The organism is Idiomarina sp. 29L, assembly GCF_004123135.1.
Lineage (GTDB): Bacteria > Pseudomonadota > Gammaproteobacteria > Enterobacterales > Alteromonadaceae > Idiomarina.
In genome coordinates, this window is record NZ_SDJS01000003.1 from 128239 (window position 1) to 153997 (window position 25759).

At 48.8% G+C, this 25759-nt stretch carries 26 protein-coding genes; 4 read left to right on the plus strand and 22 right to left on the minus strand.

Annotated elements, in window-relative coordinates:
• Positions 1–19: 19 nt before the first annotated feature.
• The gene (gene xseA / locus EST55_RS07970; RefSeq protein WP_129497226.1) at positions 20–1330 is read right to left on the minus strand and encodes an exodeoxyribonuclease VII large subunit; all 1311 of its coding nucleotides are present in this window, start codon (positions 1328–1330) and stop codon (positions 20–22) included.
• A 148-nt stretch (positions 1331–1478) separates the two neighbouring features.
• On the opposite strand from xseA, the gene EST55_RS07975 reads away from it, so the two are divergent.
• Complete coding sequence (locus EST55_RS07975; RefSeq protein WP_129497095.1) at positions 1479–2393, plus strand: alpha/beta fold hydrolase; 915 nt, start codon at positions 1479–1481, stop codon at positions 2391–2393.
• Entirely contained in the window at positions 2390–3661 is a 1272-nt protein-coding gene (locus EST55_RS07980) for an O-acetylhomoserine aminocarboxypropyltransferase/cysteine synthase family protein (RefSeq protein WP_129497096.1), read from the plus strand. Before EST55_RS07975 ends, EST55_RS07980 begins: the two co-directional genes overlap by 4 nt.
• Before the next feature lie 64 nt (positions 3662–3725).
• Here the strand turns inward: EST55_RS07980 and EST55_RS07985 are convergent, their stop codons facing one another.
• From EST55_RS07985 to gspC, 13 genes are all read right to left on the minus strand, one after another.
• Positions 3726–4547, minus strand: coding sequence for a mechanosensitive ion channel domain-containing protein (locus tag EST55_RS07985; protein WP_100691583.1), 822 nt, complete (start codon positions 4545–4547; stop codon positions 3726–3728).
• 76 nt (positions 4548–4623) lie between these two features.
• Positions 4624–5370, minus strand: a complete 747-nt coding sequence (locus EST55_RS07990; protein ID WP_129497097.1) for a type II secretion system protein N — start codon at positions 5368–5370, stop codon at positions 4624–4626.
• Positions 5367–5885: a type II secretion system protein M gene (locus EST55_RS07995; protein ID WP_129497098.1), complete on the minus strand. Its 519-nt coding sequence runs from the start codon at positions 5883–5885 to the stop codon at positions 5367–5369. Before EST55_RS07995 ends, EST55_RS07990 begins: the two co-directional genes overlap by 4 nt.
• 4 nt (positions 5886–5889) lie before the next feature.
• Positions 5890–7095 (minus strand): type II secretion system protein GspL, encoded by a 1206-nt coding sequence (gene gspL / locus EST55_RS08000; RefSeq protein ID WP_129497099.1) that lies wholly within the window; start codon positions 7093–7095, stop codon positions 5890–5892.
• Positions 7096–7098: 3 nt separating this feature from the next.
• Positions 7099–8079, minus strand: a complete 981-nt coding sequence (gene gspK, locus EST55_RS08005) for a type II secretion system minor pseudopilin GspK (protein WP_129497100.1) — start codon at positions 8077–8079, stop codon at positions 7099–7101.
• Complete coding sequence (gene gspJ / locus EST55_RS08010) at positions 8069–8752, minus strand: type II secretion system minor pseudopilin GspJ (protein ID WP_129497101.1); 684 nt, start codon at positions 8750–8752, stop codon at positions 8069–8071. The genes gspK and gspJ overlap by 11 nt, the downstream gene beginning before the upstream one ends.
• The gene (gene gspI / locus EST55_RS08015; RefSeq protein WP_129497102.1) at positions 8742–9134 is read right to left on the minus strand and encodes a type II secretion system minor pseudopilin GspI; all 393 of its coding nucleotides are present in this window, start codon (positions 9132–9134) and stop codon (positions 8742–8744) included. Before gspI ends, gspJ begins: the two co-directional genes overlap by 11 nt.
• Positions 9131–9718, minus strand: coding sequence for a type II secretion system minor pseudopilin GspH (gene gspH, locus EST55_RS08020; protein WP_240665282.1), 588 nt, complete (start codon positions 9716–9718; stop codon positions 9131–9133). The genes gspI and gspH overlap by 4 nt, the downstream gene beginning before the upstream one ends.
• Positions 9693–10130 carry a type II secretion system major pseudopilin GspG gene (gspG, locus tag EST55_RS08025; RefSeq protein ID WP_088767601.1) on the minus strand — a complete coding sequence of 146 codons (438 nt, stop codon included), beginning with the start codon at positions 10128–10130 and terminating at the stop codon, positions 9693–9695. The genes gspH and gspG overlap by 26 nt, the downstream gene beginning before the upstream one ends.
• Positions 10131–10132: 2 nt before the next feature.
• A complete protein-coding gene (gspF, locus tag EST55_RS08030) occupies positions 10133–11359 on the minus strand; it encodes a type II secretion system inner membrane protein GspF (RefSeq protein WP_088767600.1) in 1227 nt (408 codons plus the stop codon).
• Between the two features lie 3 nt (positions 11360–11362).
• Positions 11363–12847: a type II secretion system ATPase GspE gene (gspE, locus tag EST55_RS08035; RefSeq protein ID WP_129497103.1), complete on the minus strand. Its 1485-nt coding sequence runs from the start codon at positions 12845–12847 to the stop codon at positions 11363–11365.
• Positions 12840–14903, minus strand: a complete 2064-nt coding sequence (gene gspD, locus EST55_RS08040) for a type II secretion system secretin GspD (protein ID WP_129497104.1) — start codon at positions 14901–14903, stop codon at positions 12840–12842. Before gspD ends, gspE begins: the two co-directional genes overlap by 8 nt.
• A gap of 1 nt (position 14904) precedes the next feature.
• Positions 14905–15753 carry a type II secretion system protein GspC gene (gene gspC / locus EST55_RS08045; protein ID WP_240665283.1) on the minus strand — a complete coding sequence of 283 codons (849 nt, stop codon included), beginning with the start codon at positions 15751–15753 and terminating at the stop codon, positions 14905–14907.
• Between the two features lie 164 nt (positions 15754–15917).
• Between gspC and hslR the strand changes: the two genes are divergently transcribed.
• Together hslR and hslO are read left to right on the plus strand one after the other, a co-directional pair.
• Positions 15918–16325: a ribosome-associated heat shock protein Hsp15 gene (gene hslR, locus EST55_RS08050; RefSeq protein WP_129497106.1), complete on the plus strand. Its 408-nt coding sequence runs from the start codon at positions 15918–15920 to the stop codon at positions 16323–16325.
• 2 nt (positions 16326–16327) lie between these two features.
• Complete coding sequence (hslO, locus tag EST55_RS08055; protein ID WP_100691571.1) at positions 16328–17152, plus strand: Hsp33 family molecular chaperone HslO; 825 nt, start codon at positions 16328–16330, stop codon at positions 17150–17152.
• Between the two features lie 53 nt (positions 17153–17205).
• Here the strand turns inward: hslO and der are convergent, their stop codons facing one another.
• From der to EST55_RS08095, 8 genes are all read right to left on the minus strand, one after another.
• Entirely contained in the window at positions 17206–18645 is a 1440-nt protein-coding gene (der, locus tag EST55_RS08060) for a ribosome biogenesis GTPase Der (RefSeq protein ID WP_100691570.1), read from the minus strand.
• 3 nt (positions 18646–18648) lie between these two features.
• On the minus strand, positions 18649–19884 hold the full coding sequence (gene bamB / locus EST55_RS08065) for an outer membrane protein assembly factor BamB (protein ID WP_129497107.1): 1236 nt from the start codon (positions 19882–19884) through the stop codon (positions 18649–18651).
• Positions 19884–20498: a tetratricopeptide repeat protein gene (locus EST55_RS08070; RefSeq protein WP_100691568.1), complete on the minus strand. Its 615-nt coding sequence runs from the start codon at positions 20496–20498 to the stop codon at positions 19884–19886. The genes bamB and EST55_RS08070 overlap by 1 nt, the downstream gene beginning before the upstream one ends.
• Before the next feature lie 4 nt (positions 20499–20502).
• Complete coding sequence (gene hisS / locus EST55_RS08075; RefSeq protein ID WP_100691567.1) at positions 20503–21780, minus strand: histidine--tRNA ligase; 1278 nt, start codon at positions 21778–21780, stop codon at positions 20503–20505.
• Positions 21781–21851: 71 nt separating this feature from the next.
• Entirely contained in the window at positions 21852–22970 is a 1119-nt protein-coding gene (ispG, locus tag EST55_RS08080) for a flavodoxin-dependent (E)-4-hydroxy-3-methylbut-2-enyl-diphosphate synthase (RefSeq protein ID WP_088767591.1), read from the minus strand.
• Positions 22971–23018: 48 nt separating this feature from the next.
• On the minus strand, positions 23019–24104 hold the full coding sequence (locus EST55_RS08085; protein WP_100691566.1) for a RodZ domain-containing protein: 1086 nt from the start codon (positions 24102–24104) through the stop codon (positions 23019–23021).
• Between the two features lie 20 nt (positions 24105–24124).
• Positions 24125–24580, minus strand: a complete 456-nt coding sequence (locus tag EST55_RS08090; protein ID WP_100691565.1) for a tetratricopeptide repeat protein — start codon at positions 24578–24580, stop codon at positions 24125–24127.
• A gap of 33 nt (positions 24581–24613) precedes the next feature.
• Positions 24614–25750, minus strand: a complete 1137-nt coding sequence (locus tag EST55_RS08095; RefSeq protein ID WP_100691564.1) for a bifunctional tRNA (adenosine(37)-C2)-methyltransferase TrmG/ribosomal RNA large subunit methyltransferase RlmN — start codon at positions 25748–25750, stop codon at positions 24614–24616.
• Positions 25751–25759: the final 9 nt, after the last annotated feature.

Sequence of the window (25759 nt, forward strand, 5' to 3'; positions counted from 1 at the left end):
TATGACAACGAACCGCAATTTAATTGCGCCTCGCCGTAAATGAACTGTCGGCCAGGCGCACATCCACTTGCTCGCCGCTGGCAACATCATCGGCCCGGCGCACCACCGTGCCATTGTCTTTACGAACAATGGCATAACCCCGTTCCAGCGTATTCAGTGGGCTCACCAAATTCAGTGCCTGCATCAACTGCCCCTGCCGAGACGTTTTGTCTTTTAATAATCGTGTCATGGCTTGTGGCAAACGTTGCTGAAGCGTTGTCAGCTGCTGTTGGTGCTGTGCCAACCGTTTTTCCGGGTGTACCGCTTTTAAACGCCCGCTGAGGTGCGTGTGCTGCTGACGCTGACGCATCAGCTGCTGAGTCAGTGCCCGGCTCGCACGTGCCTGCAATTCGTCTGCCAGTTGCGACTGTTGTTGCAACAATCGTTGTGGGTGCTGCTGTTGCAATCGGGTTTGCAGAAATTGCCACTGCTTCTTAAGGCGCTGGACATGCCTGAGCTGAGCCTGTTGCAACCGCTGCATCAGGGTTTGCGCTCGCTGCAACTGTTGTTGCTGATCTTGTGTGACCAACTCTGCTGCGGCAGATGGTGTTGGCGCACGGACATCTGCCACAAAGTCAGCTATGGTAAAGTCAATTTCGTGACCCACCGCACTAATAATTGGCATTGGCGCGGTCGCAAGCAGTCGAGCAAAGCCTTCATCATTAAAACACCAAAGGTCTTCAAGAGAGCCACCACCTCGCGATACCAGCAGCACATCGACTTCATTCCGTTCAAAAGCCGTTTGAGCCGTAGACTGCAGCTGACCAACGGCAGCTTCTCCCTGAACCGAAGTGGGGTAGATAATCACTTCGACGCTGGGGTCTCGCCGTTTCATCACCGCTAATATGTCTTTTATTGCCGCCCCGGTTGGTGAGGTCAGCACCCCAACTTTGCGAATGTGTTCAGGTAACGGTCGTTTGCGGTCTGACGCAAACAGGCCTTCAGCACCGAGCTTTGCTTTTAACTGCTCGTAACGCTGTTGCAGTAAGCCCTGTCCGGCGTCTTCCAGGTGTTCGACAATAAGCTGATAGTCACCGCGAGGCTCGTACAGGGTCACTTTTGCTTTCACTAAAACTTGAGAGCCATTTTGTGGACGCATAGTCGCCCGCTGATTAGCCCCGCGAAACATGGCACAGCGCACCTGTGAACGTTCATCTTTCAGCGTGAAATACCAATGCCCAGAACCCGGCGCCGCAAAATTTGAAATTTCGCCTACCAGGCTTATTTGGCGGAAACCCTGCTCAAGTAATTGCCGAATCTCACCATTTAACTGACTGACCGAGTAAACCATCGACATATTCGACCTCCATTCAATGCGCTGATACTAGCACAGAATGCAAAATAATAATTTTACATTTAGACGTCTAAATGTCTTGACGGCTTTATATCTGTTTATTATTGTCGCTGTATTGTTTTTTTTTGAATTAACGGAGGCCGCTATGGTTCTTCCTATCGCTCGTTCATTTCATGCTCAAACACCTTATGGTCGTTTAAAAGGCTACCGTTATGGCTTTCCCGACACTCCAGCGATAGTCGTGCAGGGTGGAATCAGCGCGACCGGAAAGCTTTGGACGCCTTCCGGCGACGGGTGGTGGCAATCCCTGCATCGCCTTTTTGCAAACACAGACGATTACCAATTTATTAGCTTTGACTACTTTGGTGGGTTAGGCGGTTCAGATTGCCCGGACACTCCGTTGTCTGTAAAAGAGCACAGCAACGCCATTCATCATGCGGTGCAATCAATATTACCCGATGAATCACTACACGGCTGGATAGGCGGATCATTTGGTGGTGTTTTAGGCCTGCAGTGCGCACTGGACCACCCTGACGCCATTGACCGGCTAAGCGTCGTTGGCGCGGCTCATAAACCATCGGTGCACTCATCGTTATTGCGTTATTTCCAACAAGCGCTCATACAGCGCTGCAATGATGCTCAGTTGGGTGTGGTTCTAGCCAGAGCACTGGCCATGCTTAGCTATCGCAGCGCTGAAGAATTTGAGTCGCGGTTTCGTAACAGTGATGACGCTTTCGAATACTTGCTTTACAAGGGCGAGCAACTGCTTAAAGAAAACGGTAACAGCTCGCGTAGTTTGTTCACTCATTTAACACCCATATTAAACGAGTACACCATCAACCCAGAGCTCATTGAGACGCCCGTGCATCTGGTCGATTTCACCAGCGACGCCATTGCGCCACCCAGTTTAGTGGCTGAACTTGAAGCCTTGCTACCTAACTGTACTTCACGTGTGTCGGTTGAAAGTGAATACGGCCACGACGGATTTATTAAAAACGTGCCTGAGTACGGCACGTCGTTAAAACACTTTTTATTTGAAACGCATTTGGAGACCACATGAAAGACGAGACGTTATCCATCCATCATGGCTACGACACCGACCCCACTACCAAGTCGGTCGCCACACCCATTTATCAAACGGCATCTTACGAGTTCGATAGCGCGCAGCACGGGGCTGATCTCTTCGACTTGGCGGTAGAAGGCAATATCTATTCACGCATTATGAACCCGACTAATGATGTGCTCGAAAAGCGGGTTGCCGCGCTTGAAGGTGGTGTTGCCGGGTTGGCGGTCGCGTCAGGCATGGCGGCTATTGAATACACGCTCATTACTCTGGCCAGCCAGGGCGACAACATTGTTACCACTCCGCAGCTTTACGGAGGCACCTATACGCTGTTTCGTCATATGCTCCCGTCGCTGGGTATCGAAGTACGCTTTGCTGCATCAGACAATGCGAAAGACATTGACGCACTCATTGATGAGCACACCAAAGCCGTTTACTGCGAAAGTATTGGTAACCCTGCGGGCAACATTGCCGACTTAGAAGCATTAGCAGGCATAGCGCATGGTCATGGTGTCCCCCTGGTTGTCGATAACACTGTCGCCACGCCGATTCTATGCAAGCCCATTGAACACGGCGCAGACATAGTCATCCACTCGTTGACGAAATACATTGGCGGGCATGGTAATTCCATCGGTGGACTTATTGTTGACTCCGGGCGCTTTGACTGGCTGGCTCACAAAGAACGGTTTCCTCAATTCAGTCACCCCGAGCCTGCTTATCACGGTGTGATTTATACTGACGCCTTTGGGCCGGCTGCGTTTATCGCGCGAGTGAGAACCGTCGCTTTGCGCAACACCGGTGCCTGTTTGTCGCCATTTAATGCCTTTTTATTGTTACAGGGGCTGGAAACTCTGGCTTTGCGTATTGAGCGACACTGCGAGAACGCAAAAGCAGTGGCCGACTATCTGCTGCAACATCCGAATGTCGACTGGGTTAACTATGCCGGTCTGGCGCAGCACCCACATTATGAACTTGCCAATAAATACATCTCCGGAGGGCTGCCAGCTTCATTATTGACCTTTGGTATAAAAGGCAGCTACGAGGCCGGGGTTCGGTTTTACGACAAGCTTGGCTTGTTTAAACGGTTAGTTAATATCGGTGACGCTAAGTCTCTGGCCTGTCATCCGGCGTCTACTACTCACAGACAGCTGTCAGAACAAGAGCAAGTGGCGGTTGGTGTGAAACCCGAAGCCATTCGCTTGTGTGTCGGCATTGAACACATTAGCGATATTATTGCTGATATAGAACAAGCTTTAGCGGTTTAACCCCCAGAAAAAAGAAAAGCCACCGACCGGTGGCTTTTTAAAGCGAATAAAACAACGCGTGCTCTTATGCGTCGTCTTTTTTCAAATGCACATCCATTTGTGGGAATGGAATACCAATGCCTTCCTCGTCTAAGCGATCTTTAATGCGCTCCAGTAAATCCCAACGGGTTGGCCAGTAATCTTCGTTTTTGACCCACGGGCGCACGTTAAAGTCGACAGAAGAGTTACCCAAATTTGTCACCGTAACCACGGGCTCTGGGTCTTTTAGCACTCGCTCGTCATTGGTAATAACGTCCATTAATACTTGCTTGGTTTTCTGCAAGTTGGCGCTATAGCTCACGCCAATAACCAAATCGATACGGCGCAACTCTTCGCGGTTATAGTTAGTAATGGGGCCGCCAATAATCTCCGAATTCGGTACGAAGACAATTTTACGATCCGGTGTTTTTAAAATGGTTTGGAAAATATTAATTTGCTCGACCGTACCGGATACGCCACCGGCATCAACGTACTCGCCAGCACGGAACGGACGAAACATAATGAGCAATACGCCCGACGCAATATTTGATAGTGAACCCTGCAGCGCAAGGCCAATAGCCAAACCGGCGGCACCTAGAATCGCAATAAAGGAAGTGGTTTCAACACCGACGTGTGACAGTGCCATCATTATAGCCGCAATGAAGATAACCGCTTTTACAATTGCGCTCACAAAACTGATAACCGCGCCGTCTACTTCACGCTTTTTCATGCCTCGCGACATCACTCGTGTCACGCCATTCGCGACTAATTTACCAATAATTAAAATGGCAATCGCGATAATGAACTTAATCGAAAACTCGATAAGCATATTCTGATTGTCATTTATCCACTGAACAATACTGTCCATAACACGTCCTTATTTAACAAAAGCTGAATGAGTATTCTTTAAAAGTAACGCTTATTGCGACGCCTCGCAAATAACTTCACAGGCGGAACGAATAACGTCCCTGCTCATCTGGCTGCCCCATATATTGAATAAGCTTTGCCAGACCTTCCGGCGTTCGCGGTGTTGGCTTGACCGTACCTGACGCTTGAATATCCTGGCTGTTAATACTGGCATCCACTTCCAAACTCAAGTCGTTGTCGCCTCTCATGATTAACGCAACAGAGTTATTATCATGGCAACCCAGCTCTACCGGGAAGCTACCCAGCGACTGCCACTGTCCGTTGACCAGCACCTGTATATTGTCCCCGCTGGCATTGCCAACAAGATTGTCGCACCAACGAACAGGGCCCGGCGCGGTCACTACATACTCGCTCACATCAAGTTCCCAGCGACCTTTTGTTTGCAGTGGTAGTCTGGTTTGGGCCATTTCAAGTAGCGCGGCTAAACTGCCACTCGCCTTGATATTCTGCGCCCCAACACGGGTCGAACTAGCTAATAAACGTCCCTGCAGCGAAAATGGATTATTCTGTTTTGGTACTTTGACATCAACAACCAGATCACCGAGGAAAATCGATGACACTTGCCAGTCCCAGCTAAGATCGTTAATGACATTACCATCGACCACGACTTGCCCGGCGGCTCCTTGCCATAGGGTTCCGGACACTTGTGACAACTGGACGTTATTAGGCAATGGCAGCCAATAAACAACGCGCGCGGGCAATAGCACCAGCAAAGTGACTAAATACACCAAAATTAACCAAGGCAACCAGCGCTTTAATTTCATGAGACGTCTTTCACCAATAGTTTTCTTAAACGGACGTTACCGGGCTGCTCCAAACGCGCAATATCAGCGCCAGTTAGCTGCAAACCAAAGTCACTTTCCAGTGCATTCATAAACTGAAGCAACTGGTTAAATGGTACGGTATCAACAGTCACCAAATACTCTTCCCCCTGAGGCTGAATGCGCGCCAGCTCAATATCATATTGTGCCGCTGCCTGATTAATACGTTGGCTTAACGACCCCTTCACTGTCGAGTTGGTTGACGCTTTACCCTCCAGGCTTTTATAACGAGCGATAGCCTGCTGTACCCATTGATACTGATTTTGTTGTGCTGCCAACTGAGTCTCGGCCTGAGCAACCGCTTGCGCACTCGGCAACCAAATAACGAAGTACAAAAACGCCGCACCCACAACAATTGCTAAAGCGCTTAGCAGACGCTGTTCACGGCTGTTAAATTGCTGCCAGCGGTTATAAGCAAGCTGTCGGTAAGGTTCAAAAGTTGCTTTCAATTTGTCCATAACGTTACCCCTGAAGCTCAATGGTCAATGCGCCCGACACCTGGTCTCCGCGATTATTCATAGAGCCAGCTTCTATCGCCACGCCGTTATTTTGAGCCGCTCGCTGAAAGGCTTCTAACTGTGAAAAGCTGTCCGCCGTTGCTTGTAGCCTTAACTCATTATTCTGAAAACGCAGCAATTCAAGCTTAACCGACGGCTCAGCCTGAAATGCAGGCTGCAAGCTGTCGAGAGCAGCTAAAACGGAACGGTCTGAGCCCCCAGAGCCGCCAGCTCTATCGATTTTTTGCTGCAACTGTGCTCTTAAATTGACAATACGGGTTTCGTTTGGAAAAGCATCACGGTAAAGCTGCTCAGACTTTGCTTGTAACGAAGCGCGCTGCTGCTCCAGTTGCCAGTATTTTATGCCGTTTAGCGCAACGGCCAACACAAATAATACGCTGGCAGCTATTGCCAGCGGCTTCCATGGCAGGCTTGATGACTGCCGCTGCTTCTTAGCTCGGAAAGCGCCTTGCCGAAGGTTAATTTCGGCGTTGCTTTGCAGCGCTGCCACAGCAATTGTCATGGGAACTTCAATGTCGGCCGACTCTAATACGGTAGGAGGCTGAGGCCAATCCAGCGGCCCATAGTGAACAATTTTTTCCGGCGAGTCATACTCACTGCTTAGAATGGGCGCAAGTTCAGAGAACGCCGCTTGCTCCACGGCGAAACCTTGCCAGGTCGACGTTCTGACCAACACGCTGTGACCAAGCTCAATAGCGTGCCATTCGTTATCGTGGGTCGGCAGTAGGAAAGTATCAGGCAACCAACGGTTAGACTCAATTCCTGATTCTGACAGAACACCCAACCACTGCTGCATATGGGCTTTCTCTACAACAGCTACAGGTACGGTCGAGGCTTTTGTCTCAGGCCAGGCAAAATGCAACGTGTCTATGTCTGCCGCAAGCTCCTCTTCTAAAGCATAAGGGATGACTTTATCCAAATGCTTTTTACTACCCGCTGGTAGGGTCACCTGGGTTAAGAAAACGTCTTGACCCGGAATAGCAATTATCACCTCACTGCGGGCCGCTTTATCGGCTAACTGTGACAGCTCAGCGGTTGATTCCAGCTCGCCGCTTGCAATAAGTTCCTGCTGTTGTGAATGCCACAACAACCAGGGAATGCTTTCCGATGTTCCAAAAGCAGGCAGTCGTATTATTAGCGTTTCCTGCATTCTCTATTCTCCCATTGCACGATATAACGTCGTCACTTCGCCGTTACTCACATGCAGTACTGAACGGGCTTTCATTTCAACCTCGCCCCATTGTATGTATGCGGTTAACTGAAAGTATTCACTTTCAACATCAAGCTCTGACAGTTCAGCGTTAAGCTCGGCTTTAACTGTACTTATCGCTTCAAGCTCACTCACCTCGTCGTTAGACTCATAGCCCGCTTCCGGCCGGTTTGCTAAGAGCGACTGTGCGTCCTGAAACGACATTTTTCCTTCGGTAAGAGCAGTCAGTAAAACTGCCTGTTCTTCTTTAAGTGTATTCACATTAATCGCTAAGGCGGTTTCATGCGGAATAGCGCAGACATAAGGTCTCAACTTCCTGACAATTTCCTGACTGTATCCTCTAACCATGCGCAGTTCACTAATATCCAACAGTAAGCTGTTTGCCGCTAAATAAGGCTTTGGCAACCCTTGATAATCAGGGTCTTCTGCTCCGTTAGAGCCTGAAAGTTGAGTATCTTCGTCAAGCCAGTCAACCAAGCTGTCGGTTAAACTTTCTGCCTGGTATTCGTCAAGCTCTACGCTTTGTAATAACGCTTTGTACTGACGTTTGCGTCGCTCCAGCGTGCCTGGGTCTTCGTCGTCTGTCACCAGACTGTTTACATTAAAACAACTGGATAAGTCTCTCACACGAGCGGCAATCTGCCCACCTTCCACGGGAAAAGGCCCCGTCCGACTGGCCCAGCCCTGCTGGTTATTAGCCACGCCGTCATTCTCATTGAGCTCGCGTTTTAGTGCTTCTTTTAGAACCTCTTCGGCACTTAACCACATCCAATAGCTTTGTTCCGCCTGCTGCAAATTACCCATCCGGGTTATTTGCATTTGCAGTTTGCTACCAAGGTTCACCGCAATGACCGACACCAGAGCAATCACCAACATGACCGTTATAAGCGCAGCACCGTTATTACGAGACACTTTAGTCCGCATTCGACTCTCCCGCACTTTGTCGTTCAGCCAAACCTTCACCGGCAACCAGAAATACCCGTTTAATTTCGCCGTACTTCTCAGTTTGCAGCGTCACTTCGATGGCTTTGGGTAGGTCGCCTTCGCTACGCCACTCCGCGTTCCAACCTTGGTCCAGGCCTCTATTACCGTCACTTTGGCCTGCGTCCCTGTAAAAGCGGAACGACAAATCAGTCACGCCATCCAATAACGTCTGTATTGTCGGCTCGTTACTCCTGTCATTCACAAACGAATAACTGACTCGCTGTAACTGACCGTTCATAACTCGATAAATAACCGGCTGCAACTCTGCTCGCGGCAGTACGTCACCCGGATTGTCAAAACCACTGCGTACAAAAGCCAGCACACCACGTTCTGAATCAAAATAACCCACGTCATTGCTTAAATACTGATGCGTCACCTCGGTATCGTTAGGCCGAGTCGGCTTTGCTACTATTTGCCGAATGTCCTGCTGCATTAGCAACTGACTGAATTGCAGTTGCTCCAGCGCTTCACGGCGATCGCTCGACTGCTGCTCGGTACTCACCATTTGGCTAAGCACTTGATAACTGGCTATACCTATCACCGCAAAAATCGCCATGGTGACCAACACTTCAACCAAGGTGAAGCCGGATTGTTGCTTAGGGTTAACGCCCATTTCCACCACCTTTGCCAGCGGAGTCAGGCTTTCGCAAATAGCGCGTTAGTCGGTAATGTTCTCGCCCATTTTCAGATTTTGACACCGTCACTGTGACAGCGACCACGTTAGGTGTCACCGTTTCGACCACCTGTTGCTGCCAATGCCATATCGTGCCGGCTTGCTTTGCGGTGCCTTTTTTATTGTCCTTTACCGGCCAAGCCTGGGTCAGAGACAATTCTGCGATTCGGTTTGACGCCACATACTGAGCAAAGGTTTTGCTCTGTAAGTCGCTTAAGCTGGTTAAATGACTGCTCGCCGCCTGTAGCGCAGCCAAAGCAGCCAATCCGAAAATTGACAGTGCAACCATGACTTCAATAAGTGTAAAACCTTTTACCCTCATTGCTCAGGCGCCTCTTTTAATACCATCAGTTGCCAGCTATTCTCGGTTTTTACCCAACGTTCTGCACTCATATCATTCGCATTTTCAATTTTTACGCTGAAAGCCGTCATTTCACCACTTGGTAAAATCAGCACGTCAGGTTGCTTTGTTTCAGAATCATCGTCCTGCTCGGCCTCATCGCCGTTACCAAAGACACCTTCATTAAGTTCTTCGTTTTGTGCCAGCTCGGCCATGTCCTGGCTAAGCAACTGCCAACTTATCGGCCATTCAGTCTGTTGAGGTTTCAGTCCTCGCGCACTAAACGTCTGCCAACTTTCATCCTGCCATACCAGGAACTCGTAGCCATTGTCATTAAAGGCGATAGCAAGAGGCTGCTGTCGTACCATGGCATACTCTCGAGCGTATTGAAGTTGTTGCTGCAGTGCAATTGCTGAATCTTGAGCAGAGTTTTGCTGACGATTACTGCCCGGTAACGTCAGCATTACTGAGCTGGCAATAAGACCAAGAATGGCCATGACCAGCATCAGTTCAATCAGTGTGAATCCTTGTTGCTGCGGCCTATTGGTCACGATCGTTGTTGCCAATCATCCAACTACCGAAGTCGTCTTCAGTACCTGGTTGACCATCTGGACCCGCTGAGAAAATATCAATATCGTCGTACTGCCCGGGGTTCAACAGCAAGTAGTCATTACCATAAGGGTCTTGGGGCAAGCGACGAATGTACCCACCCGTGCGGTAGCTGCGCGGCTGTGGATCCAGGTTTGGTTCATTAACAAGCGCCTCTAACCCCTGCTCAGTGGTCGGGAACATGCCGTTATCCAAGTGATACTGAGCCAGGGCATTTTCCAACGCCACAATATCAGCAATGACTTTTTGCTGGTTCGCTTTTTCCTGGTTACCCAGCACGTTAGGTAAAACCATGGTCGCCAAAATACCAATAATGGCAATAACCACCATAACTTCAACGAGTGAAAAACCGGATTGATTACGTCTCATAACTAAAGTCCTACACTATTATTTAACTGCAATATGGGCTGAATTATCGACAATACAATAAAGAAGACGATGCCCGCCATGGTGACAATCAGCACAGGCTCAAACACCTTTAAGCTGACGGTTACTAAGTTTTCAAATTCTTTGTCCTGGTTGTCGGCACAACGCTTTAGCATCTGCTCAAGCTCACCTGACTTTTCACCCGCGGCTATCATGTGCAGCATCATGGGTGGGAACAGACCGGTTTCCTGAAGCGCCGCTCTCAATGACGAACCTTCTCTGACTCGGTCAGCGGCTTCGTCAACCGCTTCCCTTATGGCTAAGTTACCAATAACCGAAGAGGTAATGCGTAAGCCATCCAGTAATGGCACCGCCGATGAGGTTAAAATGCTTAGCGTTCTGGCAAAGCGTGCCGTACTGACTCCTCGTATGACTTTCCCCAACATGGGAAGTTTCAGCAAACGATAGTGATATTTTAAACGATTCGTGTCTTTTCTTAGCCACTGACCGAACAGTAATAATACAACCACCAACCCCACTACGAGCCAAAGTCCCCAGTTTTGCAAAAACTCACTAATAGCTATCATCGCCAGCGTTGTCGGAGGCAGCTCTTGCCCCATCGTCGCAAAGTTTTCGACAATTTGAGGTACTATTGATACCAACAGGAAAACGACGATACCAATAGCCACCAGAGTCAGCATCAGCGGATAAATAAGCGCCTGCGTCAACTGACTTTTCATGTGTTGCCGTTGTTCTGTGTAATCGGCTAGCTCTTCAAGTACTTGGTCTAAGTGGCCTGACTTTTCACCGGCAGCAACCATTGCCGTATACAGCGAGTCAAACACCCCGGGGAATTCCGCCATTGCTTCAGCAAGACCATAACCTTCAACCACTTTACTTCGTACAGACATCACCAGCTTTTTCATGCGTGGCTTCTCGGTTTGATCAGCAACAGCCAGTAAAGCCTGTTCAATGGGGAGTGCTGAACCAACTAAGGTCGACAGTTGACGTGTAATAAGGGCAAGATCCTGCGCCTTCACCTTGCGCAGTGTAAAGCCCCAGCGGTTTTGTGCACTTTGTTTCTTTTCTTTTTCGGCAGCCGCTGCAATCGCAACAGGCATCAACCCTTGTTCACGGAGCATTTGCCGAACCTGACGCTCGGTATCGGCTTCAAGCACGCCCTTTTTCTTACGCCCATTATTGGCTATTGCCTGATACTCAAATGCTGCCACGTATTACTCCTCGCGAGTGACTCGCAAGACTTCCTCTAATGTCGTCTTGCCTTCCAGCACTTTTTGCAAACCATCCTGCCGTATACTGGGGGTGGACTGACGAATGTATTTTTCAATTGCCTGTTCACCATGCCCGTTATGCACCAATTCGCGCACATGGTCATCTATCTGAAGCAGCTCGTGAATACCGGTACGCCCTCTATAACCGGTATGGTTACATTCATCGCAACTGCCCGCCCGGTAAATAATTTCATCCGAGTCATCACTCAGCCCTAATATCTGACGCTCTTCAGCATCAGGCGTGTGTGGTTGGCGACAACTACTACACAAGGTACGAACTAAGCGCTGAGACAGCACCGCCAGTAGACTTGAGGACAACAGGAATGGTTCAACCCCCATATCTTCCAGGCGAGTAATAGCACCAGCCGCGGTGTTAGTATGCAGCGTGGATAACACTAAATGCCCAGTAAGTGACGCCTGTACCGCTATTTGGGCGGTTTCTACGTCTCGAATCTCACCCACCATCACCACGTCAGGATCCTGACGGAGAATGGCCCGCAAACCACGCGCAAACGTCATATCAACTCTCGGGTTTACCTGCGTTTGGCCAATGCCGTCAATGGCGTATTCAATGGGGTCTTCCACCGTCAGAATATTGCGATCTTTCGAGTTAATCTCGCTCAGTCCGGCATACAAGGTCGTACTTTTACCCGAGCCGGTAGGACCCGTCACAAGAATAATGCCATGCGGCTTATGAATCAGCTGTTGGAAGATATTGCGGTTCGTCTGTGTCATTCCCAGCTGCATTAAATTCAGGCGGGCATTATTTTTATCAAGCAAACGCAGAACGACTCGCTCACCGTGGTTCGACGGCATTGTCGATACCCGCACGTCGACCGCTCGACCGGCTATCAGCAAAGAGATACGACCATCCTGAGGCACCCGTTTCTCTGCAATATCCAGTTGCGCCATGACTTTAATGCGCGAGACCAGCAGCGACGAGAGCTTTCGATTCGGCCGTAATACTTCACGCAAGACACCGTCAATACGGAAGCGAATCAGCAACGATTTTTCGAACGTCTCTATGTGAATATCCGATGCGCCTTCTTTTATCGCCTCACTTAACATGGCGTTAATGAGTTTGATAATAGGTGCATCGTCTTCACTTTCTAATAGATCTTCGGTTTGCGGTAATTCGTCCGCGAGTGAGAACAAGTCAGACTCATTCCCAATGTCTTCCATTAGCTGTTTCGCTTCCGACGAATCACGCTGATACGCTTGCGTCAACAGCGCTTCAAAGTCGTTGGCAGGGTGTTCTTGCAAGGTAAATGGTTGACCCAGTTTGCGTCGCACTTCCCTAAGCGCTTGTGCAGAGACGCCAGCTCGGCAATGCACAACCATAGGTTCGCCCGACTCCACCACAACGCCGAAGCGTTTGGCAAAACCAAAAGGCAGTCGTGTTGTCGCAATAGCACTCGCGTCAGTCATTCTCTGTCTCTGGCTGTTTGGTATCCATGTACTCCTCAAAGCCCGGCGGCAGCGTCAGTTCGCTGTCCCACTCATTCATTACCGGAGACTCTTCCATTGGCATTAAGGAAATACCGCGCGAACGTTCATCCAACTGCAGTGCCCGCATGTAATTATACTTGGTCGAGCTGATTTCGCGCATGCGCTTGCCGTCGCGAACTATCGTGGGGCGAATAAATACCATTAAGTTACGCTTTTGCTTAGACGTTGAGGTCGAGCTAAACAGTCGTCCTAATACCGGGATATCGCCTAACAGTGGTATTTTAGACACCGACTCTTGCACGTCTTCATCAATCAGCCCACCCAACACAATGGTTTCACCATCGTCTGCCATGACAGTGGTTTTCATTTCGCGCTTATTAATAATAACGTCCACAGAGGTTGCGCCACTTAAGCTGGATACTTCCTGCTCAATGGTCATTTGCACGGCGTCGCCTTCGTTAATTTGCGGTGTGACTTTTAACTTTATACCCACTTCCGTTCGATCGACCGTCTGGAATGGATTGTCATTGTTGTCACCCGTGGTTGAACCGGTAATGGTGGGAACTTCCTGCCCCACTAAGAAGCTGGCTTCTTCGTTATCAACCGTCACAATACTTGGCGTTGCCAAAATATTGGAATTGGTATCTTGAGTTACGGCTTGCACGACGGCAGCCCAGTCATTTTGAATGGTGCCAAACATCATACCGTTAACCGAGCCTAGCAAGTTGGCTAGTAAAGAGATGTCGCCGGGTTCGTCGGGTTCAGTGGTTGTCACCTCGACACCGCCATCAGTAATTCGAGTCGTCGTCGTACCCGGTCTTTCTCGCGCCTGATAAGCACCCGCAGCCAGGCTACCAATAGGCACCTGATTGCCGGTATTGTACTGAACCATACCGCCATCTTCGCTTATCCACTGCACGCCAAAGTCGACGTTATCGCCTTCCATAATTTCGACAATAATCGCTTCAACCTGGACCTGCGCACGGCGAATATCCAGGTCATGAATGACCTTCTCTAAGGACGCCATCATGTCTTGCTGAGCCGTTATCACAACAGAGTTCGTCGGTTCATGCGGACTAATGCTCACAGAGTCGTTATTATTGCGTCGGCGAGTTGTGTTGGTATTTGACGTTTGTTGTTCACTTTCAGCCTGTATTGAGCGACTCACGTCGTTTAAAACCTCGACCACTTCCGGCGCCTTTGCGTACTTCAGATAGAAAACTCGGGTATTACCTTCCGACTTTAAGTCCTGATCGAGCTGTTTAATTAGCTTAACGACACGCGCTCTGGCCCGCGGCTCACCACTGACAATCACTGAGTTACTGCGCTCATCCGCGACAATTTTAGGAATGAGTAACGGCGGCGTACCGTCATTGTTACTTTTTTCATAAAGCGACTGAGCAATGCGTACTATTTCACTGGCCGATGCGTACTCAAGGTGAATCATGTCAACGTCCTGGTCACCAGCACGGTCCACTCGCTCAATAATTTCAACCAAACGCTGCACCGTTTCAGAACGGCCCGTCATCATAATGACATTAGACGGATCATAACTGACCACCATGCCACCGCCACTTTGATCGTTCAGCTGACGCAGTAACGGCGCTAACTCACGTACAGACACATTCTCAACCGGCACAACACGCGTGACCATCGCATCGCCGGAGCCTCGGTTATCAGCGCCCATAACAGGGATTGAAGACGTTTTCGCATCGCGGTCGCGAATGACTTTAAGTACCCCTGACTCCATTTCAACCACGGCAAAGCCATAGACTTCCAATACATTCAGGAAAAACTGATAGTACTGCTCTTCGTTCATAACATCGTAACTGCGCACATCAATTTTTCCGCGCACATTCGGGTCAATAATGATGGTTTTTCCAAGGTTACGACCAACCACCTGAATAAACTCGTTGATGTCGGTATTTTTAAAGCTGGCTGCGTACTCTTCCGCCGTTAATGGCGTACTCATGACCGTTACTGCCAACCCCAGGGCTCCGAGCCAATTTCTTAAGCCTCTTCTTGCCACTGACATATTAATTTTCCTGTTGTTCCGGTAGCTCAAACGACAGCTCCATCCGTTCACCATCGCGCTCTATTTCAATTGATACTTGTGTTTGATTAGCCAACTCTTCGCTGGCTAACATGGCTTGTTCCATATCGGTTAAATCGTAGCCATTGATAGCGACCGCCAGGTCGCCATTTTGAAACCCTGCCTGCTTAAAAAGTTCAGGATTTTTAGCCGACTTCAAGCGATAACCGATTAGCGAACCACCTTCCATTGCCGGCGAGATACTGACGTACTCCATAATGGACGACGGATCACTCGCTATCGTGCCAAGCTGAGTTTCAACAAATTCGGTGCGGCTACTCTCGGCGGGCTCATCTGTGCTTTTTTGTTCTGCCGCAGCCTCATCCACCGTGAGCGATAATGCGGGACGATCCTCACCAACATCTTCCATTACTAGCGTTTCAAGTCGTCCGTTGTTATCCAAAATGACTCTGTCTGCGTAAATTTCTTCTACCGTTACACGAGAACTGCCGATACTTTCGCCGATAATATAAGTTCGCTGCTGGCTGCCTTGCTGAATAATGGCCGCGGAGCGCTCAGGGTTAGAGCTTGCCGATACACCAATAAGACGTACATTTAGCGTGGTTTTCGGCGCATTGCGCGAGTTTCTCGGACCTTGCACTTCTGACTGACCAAAAAGATTCAGTGCCTGAATACGGTTAATATCGATGGTATTGCCGGACTGTGACGTCGAGTTAAACTTCGGTACCGTCGGCTGAAGGTTCTGAGGTTCACTGGGTGACAGCAACGACCAGGTGAACTCGGCAAGCAGCACCGCAACGCAGAACCACAGAAAAGCGGTTAACGCGAGCATGAGTCTGCGCCAATGGGCTGAATTCGTAAAATACTGTTTAAGTCTGGCAGTCACTTTATTCTTATTCTTGTTACACTGACAAAAGAGATTCATGCATTCTAGCGCAGCGAACATGAGTCAACAATCGCTTAACACAAACTTTATAACGAAATGATTGCGGTTTTATGACAAAGAAGCAAAAGAGTACATCGTCTGACACGGGTGTTCGTCTGGATAAATGGCTTTGGGCGGCGCGCTTTTACAAAACCCGCGCTTTAGCCAGAGAGATGGTTCAATCGGGTAAAGTCCACTATGACGGACAACGCAGCAAGCCATCTAAAGTGGTTCAGGTGGGTGCTATTATTACATTGCGTCAAGGCTTCGATAGCAAAGAGGTTGAGGTGCTTGAGTTAAGTGAGCAACGCCGCGGTGCTCCGGAAGCTCAGCTTCTGTATCGTGAAACAGAAAAAAGCATCGCAAAACGCGAAGAAAACGCAGAAGCAAGAAAGCTTAATGCATTGTATAATCCACATCCTGACAGACGTCCTGACAAAAAGCAGCGACGTCAGCTAATTCGTTTTAAAAAGGAGTGACCATGGAGTACCCAACGGACCAACTATCGCGTTATACCTTTAACGACCATGATGTTCGCGGCGAGCTGGTTCAGCTGACCAGCAGCTACCAGACCTTAATCCGTGGTCATAACTACCCGGCGGCCGTACAAGAAGTGTTAGGCCACATGATGGCTGCGGTTTCTCTACTGACCGCAACATTGAAATTTGAAGGGCATATTGCGGTTCAGTTGCAAGGCGACGGTCCCCTCAACTTCGTTGCCGTTAACGGTAACCATAAGCAAGAGCTTCGCGGTATTGCCCGTTTAAGAGCAGAGCTGGAAGGCACGGACTTACGTTCAATGATTGGCAAAGGTCAATTAATTATCACATTGACGCCGGACACAGGCGAGCGTTATCAGGGCGTCGTTAGTGGCGACGCCGACTCTATTGCTGAAATGTTGGAAAATTACTTTGAGCAGTCCGAGCAATTACACACCAAGGTATGGCTTCATGCTGACGGCGAGCACGCAGCGGGCATGTTATTGCAGCGATTGCCGTCGTCAGGTCAGGATTTAACAGGGTTTGAACACTTAGCAACCCTGACTGACACCATCACCGCTCAAGAGCTTTACACCGTGCCGGCTGAAGAGCTGCTGCACCGTTTGTACCATGAAGAAACCGTGCACTTGTACCCGGCTCAGCCCGTCAGCTTTGTGTGTGGCTGTTCTCGTGACAAGACTCTTGATGCATTAGCGTCGGTTAAGCCTGAAGAGCTAAAAGAGATATTGGACAGAGACGGCGAAATTGTCATGACTTGTGACTATTGCCTAACCGAATATGTTTTTAAGCCGTCTGATTTTAACTGAGTGACGCTTGGCAACAAAAAAGCCCGATATTTGTTGATATCGGGCTTTTTTCATTACTTCTTCTTTTTCAAAAACTTCATTAACCGCTTTCGCTTGCGTTGCTGCGACAAGGTCAGCTGGTTTTTCTTGCCGGCAAACGGGTTCTTCGGTTCTTTAAATTCAATCTTTATCGGCGTTCCCATAATGCCTAATGCTTTTCTAAAGTAGTTCATTAGGTAACGCTTATACGAGCCTGGTAAGTCAGTCACCTGGTTACCATGAATAACGATTCTCGGCGGATTATAGCCGCCTGCATGCGCATACTTGAGTTTAACCCGGCGTCCACTAACCAACGGCGGTTGGTGCTCATCTTGCGCCATTTCCATTATTTTGGTCAATTTAGACGTACCGATACGCTGTGTTGCACTAGCATAAGCTTCTTCAACCGACTCAAATAAATGACCAACACCGGTTCCATGCAAAGCAGAAATGAAATGCAAGCGGGCAAAGTCAACAAAACCTAAGCGACGATCGAGCTCACGCTTAATTTCTTCTTTATGGTCACTTTCCAGGCCGTCCCACTTATTCACGGCAATCACAATGGAACGCCCTGCATTCAGCGCGAAACCGATAAGATTCAAATCCTGATCGGTAATGGTTTCTCGTGCGTCAATAACGACAAGAACAACATTGGCATCTTCAATGGCTTGTAACGTCTTCACCACTGAAAACTTCTCAATGGCTTCGCCAATACGACCTCGACGACGAACCCCGGCAGTATCAATTAAGATGTACTCGCGCTCGTCACGCTGCATCGGAATATAAACCGAATCTCGGGTAGTGCCTGGCATATCGTAAACGACAACCCGCTCTTCACCCAGAATGCGGTTAGTGAGTGTTGATTTACCCACATTAGGTCGACCGACAATGGCGAGCTTAAGCGGCAGAGCTTCATAATCTATCTCGTCATGTTCGAGATCTTCAGAATCCTCTTTGGTCGACGCAATAACATCAGGGTAGTCATCAGCCAACGGCTTAAAGCACGTTGTCAGTAGCTGTTCAACACCTCGTCCGTGCGCCGCCGCAATACCATATAACTCACCCAGCGACAGCGAGTAAAAGTCCGCCATTGCAGAGGTTGCATCAATGCCATCAATTTTATTGCAGACCAAATACACTTTTTTATTCTGTTTGCGCAGGTGAGTCGCTATCGCTTGGTCGCCGACGGTGACACCATCTCGCGCATCAACCAGAAACAAAACCACATCGGCTTCATCGACTGCCAGCAATGACTGCTTAGCCATCTCTTCATCGATACCCTCTTCATCACCGTGAATACCGCCGGTATCGACGACGATAAACTGATAACCGTCGTAGTTTGCTTGTCCATACTTTCGGTCTCGGGTCAGCCCGGGAAAGTCCGCTACCAACGCATCGCGAGTGCGTGTTAACCGATTAAACAAGGTGGATTTCCCAACGTTTGGGCGCCCCACGAGCGCAACAACTGGTAGCATTATTTATTCATTTCCTGAGTTTATATCAATAGCGATAATGTCGCCGTCACGAGTTTGCACGTAAGCAACGTTATCACTAATAGCGGGAGCAACGTAAACGCCGTCGCCGCCGACATGATAACGTCCTTTAATTTCGCCTGTGTCATCATCAAGCCAATGCAAATAACCTTCAAAGTCGCCTACAAGTATGTGACCTCGATGTCTCGCCGGCGCGGATAGTTCACGGCCAAACAGGCGAGTATTGCTCCAACGTTCAATACCACCGTTTTGGTCTAACGCATAAACATGGCTATTTACATCGGTTAAGAAAATTCGACTTGCGGTTACCAGCATATTTTCGAAGGATTTATAGTCACGTTTCCAGCGAACTTCGCCGCTCATCAATTCAAGTGCGACCAATTCACCGTTATAAGCAACCATATACAGAGTGGTTCCTTGTGACGCCGGTGCCGCATCAACGTCGGCTAAGCGCTCAAGCTCAGTACCACCGCTGGCTTCGCCAATCGTCTGCGTCCACGCTTGCTGGCCGCTGTCAGAAATCAGTACCATGCCGTTGCCGTTGCTGTCACCGACAATGACACCGCCGCTGATAATAGCGGGCGCTGAAGCACCACGAACCGACAGCATAGGTGTTTGATACTCATATTCCCACTGCTGCTCACCGGTCGATGCATCAAGACTAATCACCTTGCCACCACCCGTATGAACGACGACTCGGCCTTCGCCGACAGCCGGATCCGACATGACCTCGTTACCCACCTCGGTGTGCCAAATCAAGTCACCGGTCTGCGCATCTAGCGCAATAACATCGCCATTCTCGGTGCCAAGAAACACACTGTCATACTGGGCAACTAAGCCGCCAGAAATTCGTGCCGGGAAGGGGCTGGCAAAAAGACCATCGAACCAACCTTCATCACGTGCCTCGTCAAAAGTAATAAGGTTACGTAAATCAGTCTGCCAAACCTTTTTACCGTTGGTTTTGTCCATAGCTCGCACTATGCCAGCTCGGTCAGCCGCATAGACATTGCCATACTCAACCACCGGGCTTAAACGAGAAAAGTACTCGCCGATGCCATCACCGACAGACTCACTCCAAAGTACTCGCGGCGACACCTCTTCGTTAATTGATTGAAGGGTTGCGAATTTAGGCTCTTCGTCGTCTGAGCTTGAACAGCCCACGGCGATTAACGCTGCCGACACTAGCGCGACACTTTTTACCAGAGATTTAATAGACTGCATTATGATTTAGCCAGACTGTTGAGTTTCATTTGCAGCGCAGGAGTCAAAGACTCATCCGCTTCCAACGCGCGTTGATACGCTGCCCGTGCGTCTTCGTTTTGGCCTTTATCAGCCAAAATATCACCTTCAATTTCAGCGGCAAAACCTTGATAGGCATCCGGGTAGGTACCACGGACTAATTCAAGCGCTGCATCCGTTTGCTCCTGAGCAACAAGTACACGAGCAAGGCGAATACTCGCCAGCGCTCTAAGGTTATTGTCCTCTGTGTTATCGACCACTAACTGCAGCGAGGTTACCGCTGTTGCCAGATCGTTTTCATCGACCGCTTCTTTGGCTAATTGCAACGCGACCAAGTGCGCATATGTGTTTTCGGTATTCTCTGAAACAAAGTTTTGTGCTTCTACAAGCGCATTATCACTGCCTTCCGACAGTGCTGCAGTTAACTGCTCGTACTTTGATGAAGCCAGCTGTTGCTGTTCCATTGTGTGTTGGTCGTAAAAGCGCCAGCCATAAAACAGACCGAAACCGATAACCGCACCGGCGACGATACCCTTACCGTGCTCTTTCCAAAACTCTTTAATTCGTTCGACTTGTTGTTCTTCTGTATTGTCCACCAGACTACCCTCTTGTCAGTGGCTGCAAACGTTCTATCAGCGCTTGCCAGCTCAAAGTTTCTTGCTGCTCGTCAGTACGTAATGGCTTAACCGTTACTTGCTGTTGAGCGATTTCATCTGCGCCGATAATCAGAGCAACTTCAGCCCCGGATTTATCCGCTTTTTTCATTTGTTTCTTCATCGCACCGCCACCACAGTGCGAAACTAATCTTAAATCCGGTAATTCATTTCTCAGCTGTTCGGCAATGCGTGGCGCATTAAGTTCCGCATCTTCACCCAGAGGCATTAAGTAAGCATCGACCGTGCGTCGTGGTGTCAGCTTATTTTGCTCTTGAAGCAAGAGCACCAATCGCTCCATGCCCATAGCAAACCCAACGGCCGGTGTCGCTTTGCCACCAAGCTGCTCTACCAAGCCATCATAACGACCACCTGCACATACGGTGCCCTGCGCTCCCAGTGCTGTCGTGACCCATTCAAATACAGTCCGGTTGTAATAATCAAGTCCACGAACTAAACGTTCATTTAATGTGTACTTCACACCTGCGTTCTCTAATCGAGATGTCAGCTGCTGGAAATGCTCACGAGACTCGTCGTCCCAATAGTCCGATAACTTTGGTGCGTTCTCGAGAAGCTTTTGCGTGTTCGCGTCTTTACTATCAAGTATGCGTAGCGGGTTTGTCTCCAAACGGCGCTGGCTGTCTTCGTCCAGTTCGCTTGCGTATTCGCTCAAATAGCTCTTTAAGGCGTCTCGGTAATTTGCGCGCGCGTCATTGGAGCCAAGAGAGTTCAGTTGTAGCTCAACTTGATCCGCGATACCAAAGGCTTGCCATAAACGCGCAGATAATAAAATCACTTCCGCGTCAGCGTCAGCGCTATCAATACCAAAAGTTTCAATACCAAACTGATGAAACTGACGATAGCGCCCTTTCTGAGGACGCTCGTAACGAAACATCGGTCCCATGTACCACAGTCGCTGAATTTGGTTATACAGCAAACCATGCTGGTTACCGGCACGAACGCAACTTGCTGTACCTTCAGGACGCAGAGTGACGCTCTCTCCGTTTCTGTCGTCAAACGTATACATTTCTTTTTCAACGATATCAGTCACTTCACCGATAGAGCGTTTGAATAGCTGAGTGCTTTCCAGCACCGGCATACGAATTTCACTGTAGCCATAACTGGCTGCGACTTTACGGATAATGGACTCAACTTGCTGCCAGGCTGGACTTTGATCAGGCAACAAGTCGTTCATGCCACGAATTGCTTGTATTGTATTCGCCACGGAACCTTCTCGTTTGGTAATCGCTACAAAAATAAGCGGGTATTATAAGGATTTTCGGGGTGCGGGTAAAATTAACCGTTAATTTCTTTTACGTCGATTTTATTAGCTTCTGCCGCCTTCACCTGCGCTCTAATTTGCGCTTCAAGCTCATCCACCAAATTTGAGTTATCTAGACGTTGTTTTTGGCGTTGTCCATCTATGTACAAGCCACTTTTATTTTTAGCACCAGCCAAACCGACTTTTGACACTAAAGCTTCACCCGGACCATTTACGACACAACCGATAACAGAAACATCCAACGGCGTGGTAATGTCTTCCAGACGTTGCTCGAGCTGGTTAACCGTATCAATCACATCGAATTCCTGACGTGAACAACTCGGGCAGGCAATAAAGTTGATTCCCCGCGAGCGAATCCGCAGAGATTTGAGAATATCGAATCCGACTTTAATTTCTTCGACCGGGTCTGCTGCTAACGACACCCGCAGAGTGTCACCAATACCTTCGGCAAGTAGCATCCCTAAGCCAACAGCCGACTTAACCGAGCCACTTCGCTTACCACCTGCTTCAGTAATGCCCAGATGCAGAGGCTGGTCAATTTTCTTGGCCAACAGTCGGTAGGAGTCGACCGCTAAGAAAACGTCAGATGCTTTGACGCTGACTTTAAAGTCGTGAAAATCGAGCCGGTCAAGAATATCGACGTGTCGCATTGCTGATTCGACCAATGCTTCGGCAGTCGGCTCGCCATACTTTTCTTGTATGTCCTTTTCCAGAGAGCCACCATTCACGCCGATGCGAATAGGGATGTTTTTGTCACGAGCCGCATCAACCACGGCACGAATGCGATCTTCCTTACCGATATTACCTGGGTTAATTCGTAAGCAGTCAGCGCCGTATTCAGCAACCTTAAGTGCAATACGGTAATCAAAGTGGATATCGGTAACCAACGGCACAGAACTGCGTTGCTTTATCTCTTTAAAAGCTTCCGCAGCGTCCATCGTGGGAACAGATACTCGAACGATATCAGCACCCGCCTTGGCTAGCGCATCGATTTGAGCAACCGTCGCATTAACATCTGTTGTTTCCGTATTGGTCATAGATTGCACGGCAATCGGCGCACCATCACCAATAGGCACATTACCTACATATATACGGCGTGACGGACGGCGCTTAATTGGACTTTCGTGCATCATATTACTTACTTAACCTCTACGACTATTTAGGTTTTAATGTACTTGTCTTTACTCAGACATTGGCACAGTAAAGCGTGCAACTCGTTCACGGCGGAACTGACTCATATCAACGTCTTCACCATCAAAGGTAATGGTTGCAGCTTCCGGCTTACACATAGTTATTGAGAACGGAGGTTCGCCCGGAACCGCCATAGTATACCCCGCGGCCTTCACACCGACAGCTTGTGTTTCGCCTTCTGCATCGTCCACTTTAACCCAGCACTCTTGGTTAAACTCGAAGATTAAGCGGCTCGCAACGGCTTCTTCTACCACTGGTTCATCTTGAGCTGTCGACGCCTCTTCCTCGTCGACCACAGCCGATTCAGTTTGCGGGTCAACATTCGTATCTTCTTCAGCAGGCTGTTCTGTCCGAGTGTCCGCAGCGTCTGTGTTTGTCTCAGTTTGAGCTTCAACTTCTGGCTCTGAAGACTCCGGCGCTGCCTCTGTATTATTTTGAGAGCTCAACTCATTTGTCGATATATTAGTGTCAGACGATGACACCTCTGATTCCAGTACCGCTTCTTCAGTATTCGGTTCAATATCCGGTTGTCGCGGTTCTGAACTGATTTCTATAGAACCAACATCACCAGTCTCTTCAACCTGACTATCAATCGCGGATGACTGAGCAGGTTCTTCAGAACTCATGCCTGAATCCTGCCACCACCAAATCACCAAACCCACCACGATAATAATAACCGCGTACGTAATGAGCATTAGACGATTGTCACTTTCCTGGTGCTTCTTACGTCGCGAAAAGCTTTGCATTTGCGTACTTTGAACTTCTTGGTAGCCTTTTGCTTTATAGGCTTCAAAAAGCATTTTTTCGTCAACATCTAATAGCTTTGCATAAGCACGCAAATAACCTTTAATAAAGGTCGGGGTCGAAAACGTTTCGTAATCGTCCGCTTCTAGTAATTCTATGATTTGTTTTCGCAAACGCAGCTCATCAGCAACTTCTCGCTGACTTAACCCTTTAGCTTCACGCGCTTGTCGCAGAATATCACCGGGTCCCTGAACTGGCTGTTGTTGTGATTCTTGCGCCGCGTCAGAGTCCGCTGGATTGTTCTCTTTATTTGGTTCGTTTTCAGCAGTCATGATTGTTAGGGTGTTCCCTGTTAAGGCTGACTTGCGTAATGACCTTTGTTCTTCTCACACTGAGCTCTGTTTTGCTGGCTCTTTGCATGATAGGGATACTGGGCATCAAGTGAAACTTTATCGAAATACCTGAGCGCATCGTCCCATTTTCCAGCCATACACAATGCAACCGCATAGTTGTTATACAATGCACCGCTCATAGGTTGCCATGATAATGCCTGTTGGTAAAGTGACAAAGCAGAATCTGTCTCATTTGCTGCCAAATGCCATTGCGCCATAGCGATTACAGCATTTAAAGAGTGAGGACTATCTTCCAGCGCTGCTTGCAAATGCGGTTTAGCCAACGCCAACTTACCTTGAGTAAGGTAAGCAACGCCAAGCTGTAACCGTACGTCTTTACTTACAGGCAATGGGTCATTGGAACTGGCGGTACAACCCATTAACGCCAGTGCTATCAATAGCAAAGCGGCTCGCATTATCACACTCCTTGTGGTTGCGATTCATTGGTTTTACGAAGTCTTTACAGCAATCCCTTCACCACCACGCTGCATTTGTTGGCGCTTAAGAATACGCTTGGTTCGGTCAATAACATCACCAACCAGCTGACCGCAGGCTGCGTCGATATCATCCCCGCGGGTTTTACGAACCATAACAGTAAAACCGTATTCCATCAGGACTTTAGCAAAGCGGTCAATACGCGAGTTGCTTGAACGCCCGTAGTCTGACCCAGGGAACGGATTAAATGGAATTAAGTTTATTTTACTCGGGGTATCTTTTAGTGTTTTTGCCAGCTCATGTGCTTGATCAGTCGAGTCATTCACATGATCTAACATGACGTATTCAACCGTGACTTTATGCTGAGCTTTGGACTGTTCAACATAACGGCGGCTGGACGCCAGAAATTCTTCAATATCGTATTTCTTATTGATGGGTACTATTTCATTACGCAATTCGTCATTTGGAGCGTGCAACGAAATAGCCAACATCACGTCTATGCGTTCGCGCAGTTTCTCAAGCGCAGGAACCACGCCCGAAGTACTTAACGTTACGCGACGTTTTGACAGACCAAAACCAAAGTCATCCAGCATTAACTCCATTGCCGGAACGACATTGTTCAAGTTTAACAGAGGCTCACCCATGCCCATCATAACAACGTTGGTCACCGGTTTAATGCCGGTTTTACCGTACGCGCCTAATAGCTGGTTCACTCTCCATACCTGGCCAATAATTTCTGCAACCGTCAGGTTACGGTTAAAGCCTTGCGCGCCTGTTGAACAGAAAGTGCACTCAAGCGCACAGCCGACCTGCGAGGACACACATAGAGTTGCGCGATCGCGCTCCGGAATCCAGACCGTTTCCACGTCCTGGCCGTCAAACAACGTCATTGCAAACTTGATGGTTCCGTCTGACGACTGTTGTTGTTCGCGAATTTCCGGTGCGCGTATTTCCGCAACTTGCTTGAGCTTTTCACGCAATTTCTTGTTGAGATTCGACATCTCGTCGAAGTCATCGACACAAAAATGATACAACCATTTCATAACCTGATCGGCACGAAATGGCTTCTCTCCCATCTCGCGGAAGAACTCTCTCATTCCTTCGCGATTCAGGTCGAGTAAATTCACTTTTTTATCAATTGCGTTGGTCATAAAGCTCCG

Coding starts and splice junctions, on each gene's coding strand:
- hslO (WP_100691571.1), top strand. CDS start 16,328: ATGGAGTACCCAACGGACCAACTATCGCGTTATACCTTTAACGACCAT.
- gspC (WP_240665283.1), bottom strand. CDS start 15,753: ATGCTCGCGTTAACCGCTTTTCTGTGGTTCTGCGTTGCGGTGCTGCTT.
- hslR (WP_129497106.1), top strand. CDS start 15,918: ATGACAAAGAAGCAAAAGAGTACATCGTCTGACACGGGTGTTCGTCTG.
- EST55_RS07995 (WP_129497098.1), bottom strand. CDS start 5,885: ATGGACAAATTGAAAGCAACTTTTGAACCTTACCGACAGCTTGCTTAT.
- ispG (WP_088767591.1), bottom strand. CDS start 22,970: ATGATGCACGAAAGTCCAATTAAGCGCCGTCCGTCACGCCGTATATAT.
- EST55_RS07990 (WP_129497097.1), bottom strand. CDS start 5,370: ATGAAATTAAAGCGCTGGTTGCCTTGGTTAATTTTGGTGTATTTAGTC.
- gspE (WP_129497103.1), bottom strand. CDS start 12,847: ATGACTGACGCGAGTGCTATTGCGACAACACGACTGCCTTTTGGTTTT.
- gspG (WP_088767601.1), bottom strand. CDS start 10,130: ATGAGACGTAATCAATCCGGTTTTTCACTCGTTGAAGTTATGGTGGTT.
- EST55_RS07985 (WP_100691583.1), bottom strand. CDS start 4,547: ATGGACAGTATTGTTCAGTGGATAAATGACAATCAGAATATGCTTATC.
- EST55_RS07980 (WP_129497096.1), top strand. CDS start 2,390: ATGAAAGACGAGACGTTATCCATCCATCATGGCTACGACACCGACCCC.
- EST55_RS08095 (WP_100691564.1), bottom strand. CDS start 25,750: ATGACCAACGCAATTGATAAAAAAGTGAATTTACTCGACCTGAATCGC.
- EST55_RS07975 (WP_129497095.1), top strand. CDS start 1,479: ATGGTTCTTCCTATCGCTCGTTCATTTCATGCTCAAACACCTTATGGT.
- EST55_RS08085 (WP_100691566.1), bottom strand. CDS start 24,104: ATGACTGCTGAAAACGAACCAAATAAAGAGAACAATCCAGCGGACTCT.
- bamB (WP_129497107.1), bottom strand. CDS start 19,884: ATGCAGTCTATTAAATCTCTGGTAAAAAGTGTCGCGCTAGTGTCGGCA.
- EST55_RS08090 (WP_100691565.1), bottom strand. CDS start 24,580: ATGCGAGCCGCTTTGCTATTGATAGCACTGGCGTTAATGGGTTGTACC.
- gspJ (WP_129497101.1), bottom strand. CDS start 8,752: ATGGGCGTTAACCCTAAGCAACAATCCGGCTTCACCTTGGTTGAAGTG.
- gspI (WP_129497102.1), bottom strand. CDS start 9,134: ATGAGGGTAAAAGGTTTTACACTTATTGAAGTCATGGTTGCACTGTCA.
- xseA (WP_129497226.1), bottom strand. CDS start 1,330: ATGGTTTACTCGGTCAGTCAGTTAAATGGTGAGATTCGGCAATTACTT.
- gspL (WP_129497099.1), bottom strand. CDS start 7,095: ATGCAGGAAACGCTAATAATACGACTGCCTGCTTTTGGAACATCGGAA.
- gspD (WP_129497104.1), bottom strand. CDS start 14,903: ATGTCAGTGGCAAGAAGAGGCTTAAGAAATTGGCTCGGAGCCCTGGGG.
- der (WP_100691570.1), bottom strand. CDS start 18,645: ATGCTACCAGTTGTTGCGCTCGTGGGGCGCCCAAACGTTGGGAAATCC.
- gspK (WP_129497100.1), bottom strand. CDS start 8,079: ATGCGGACTAAAGTGTCTCGTAATAACGGTGCTGCGCTTATAACGGTC.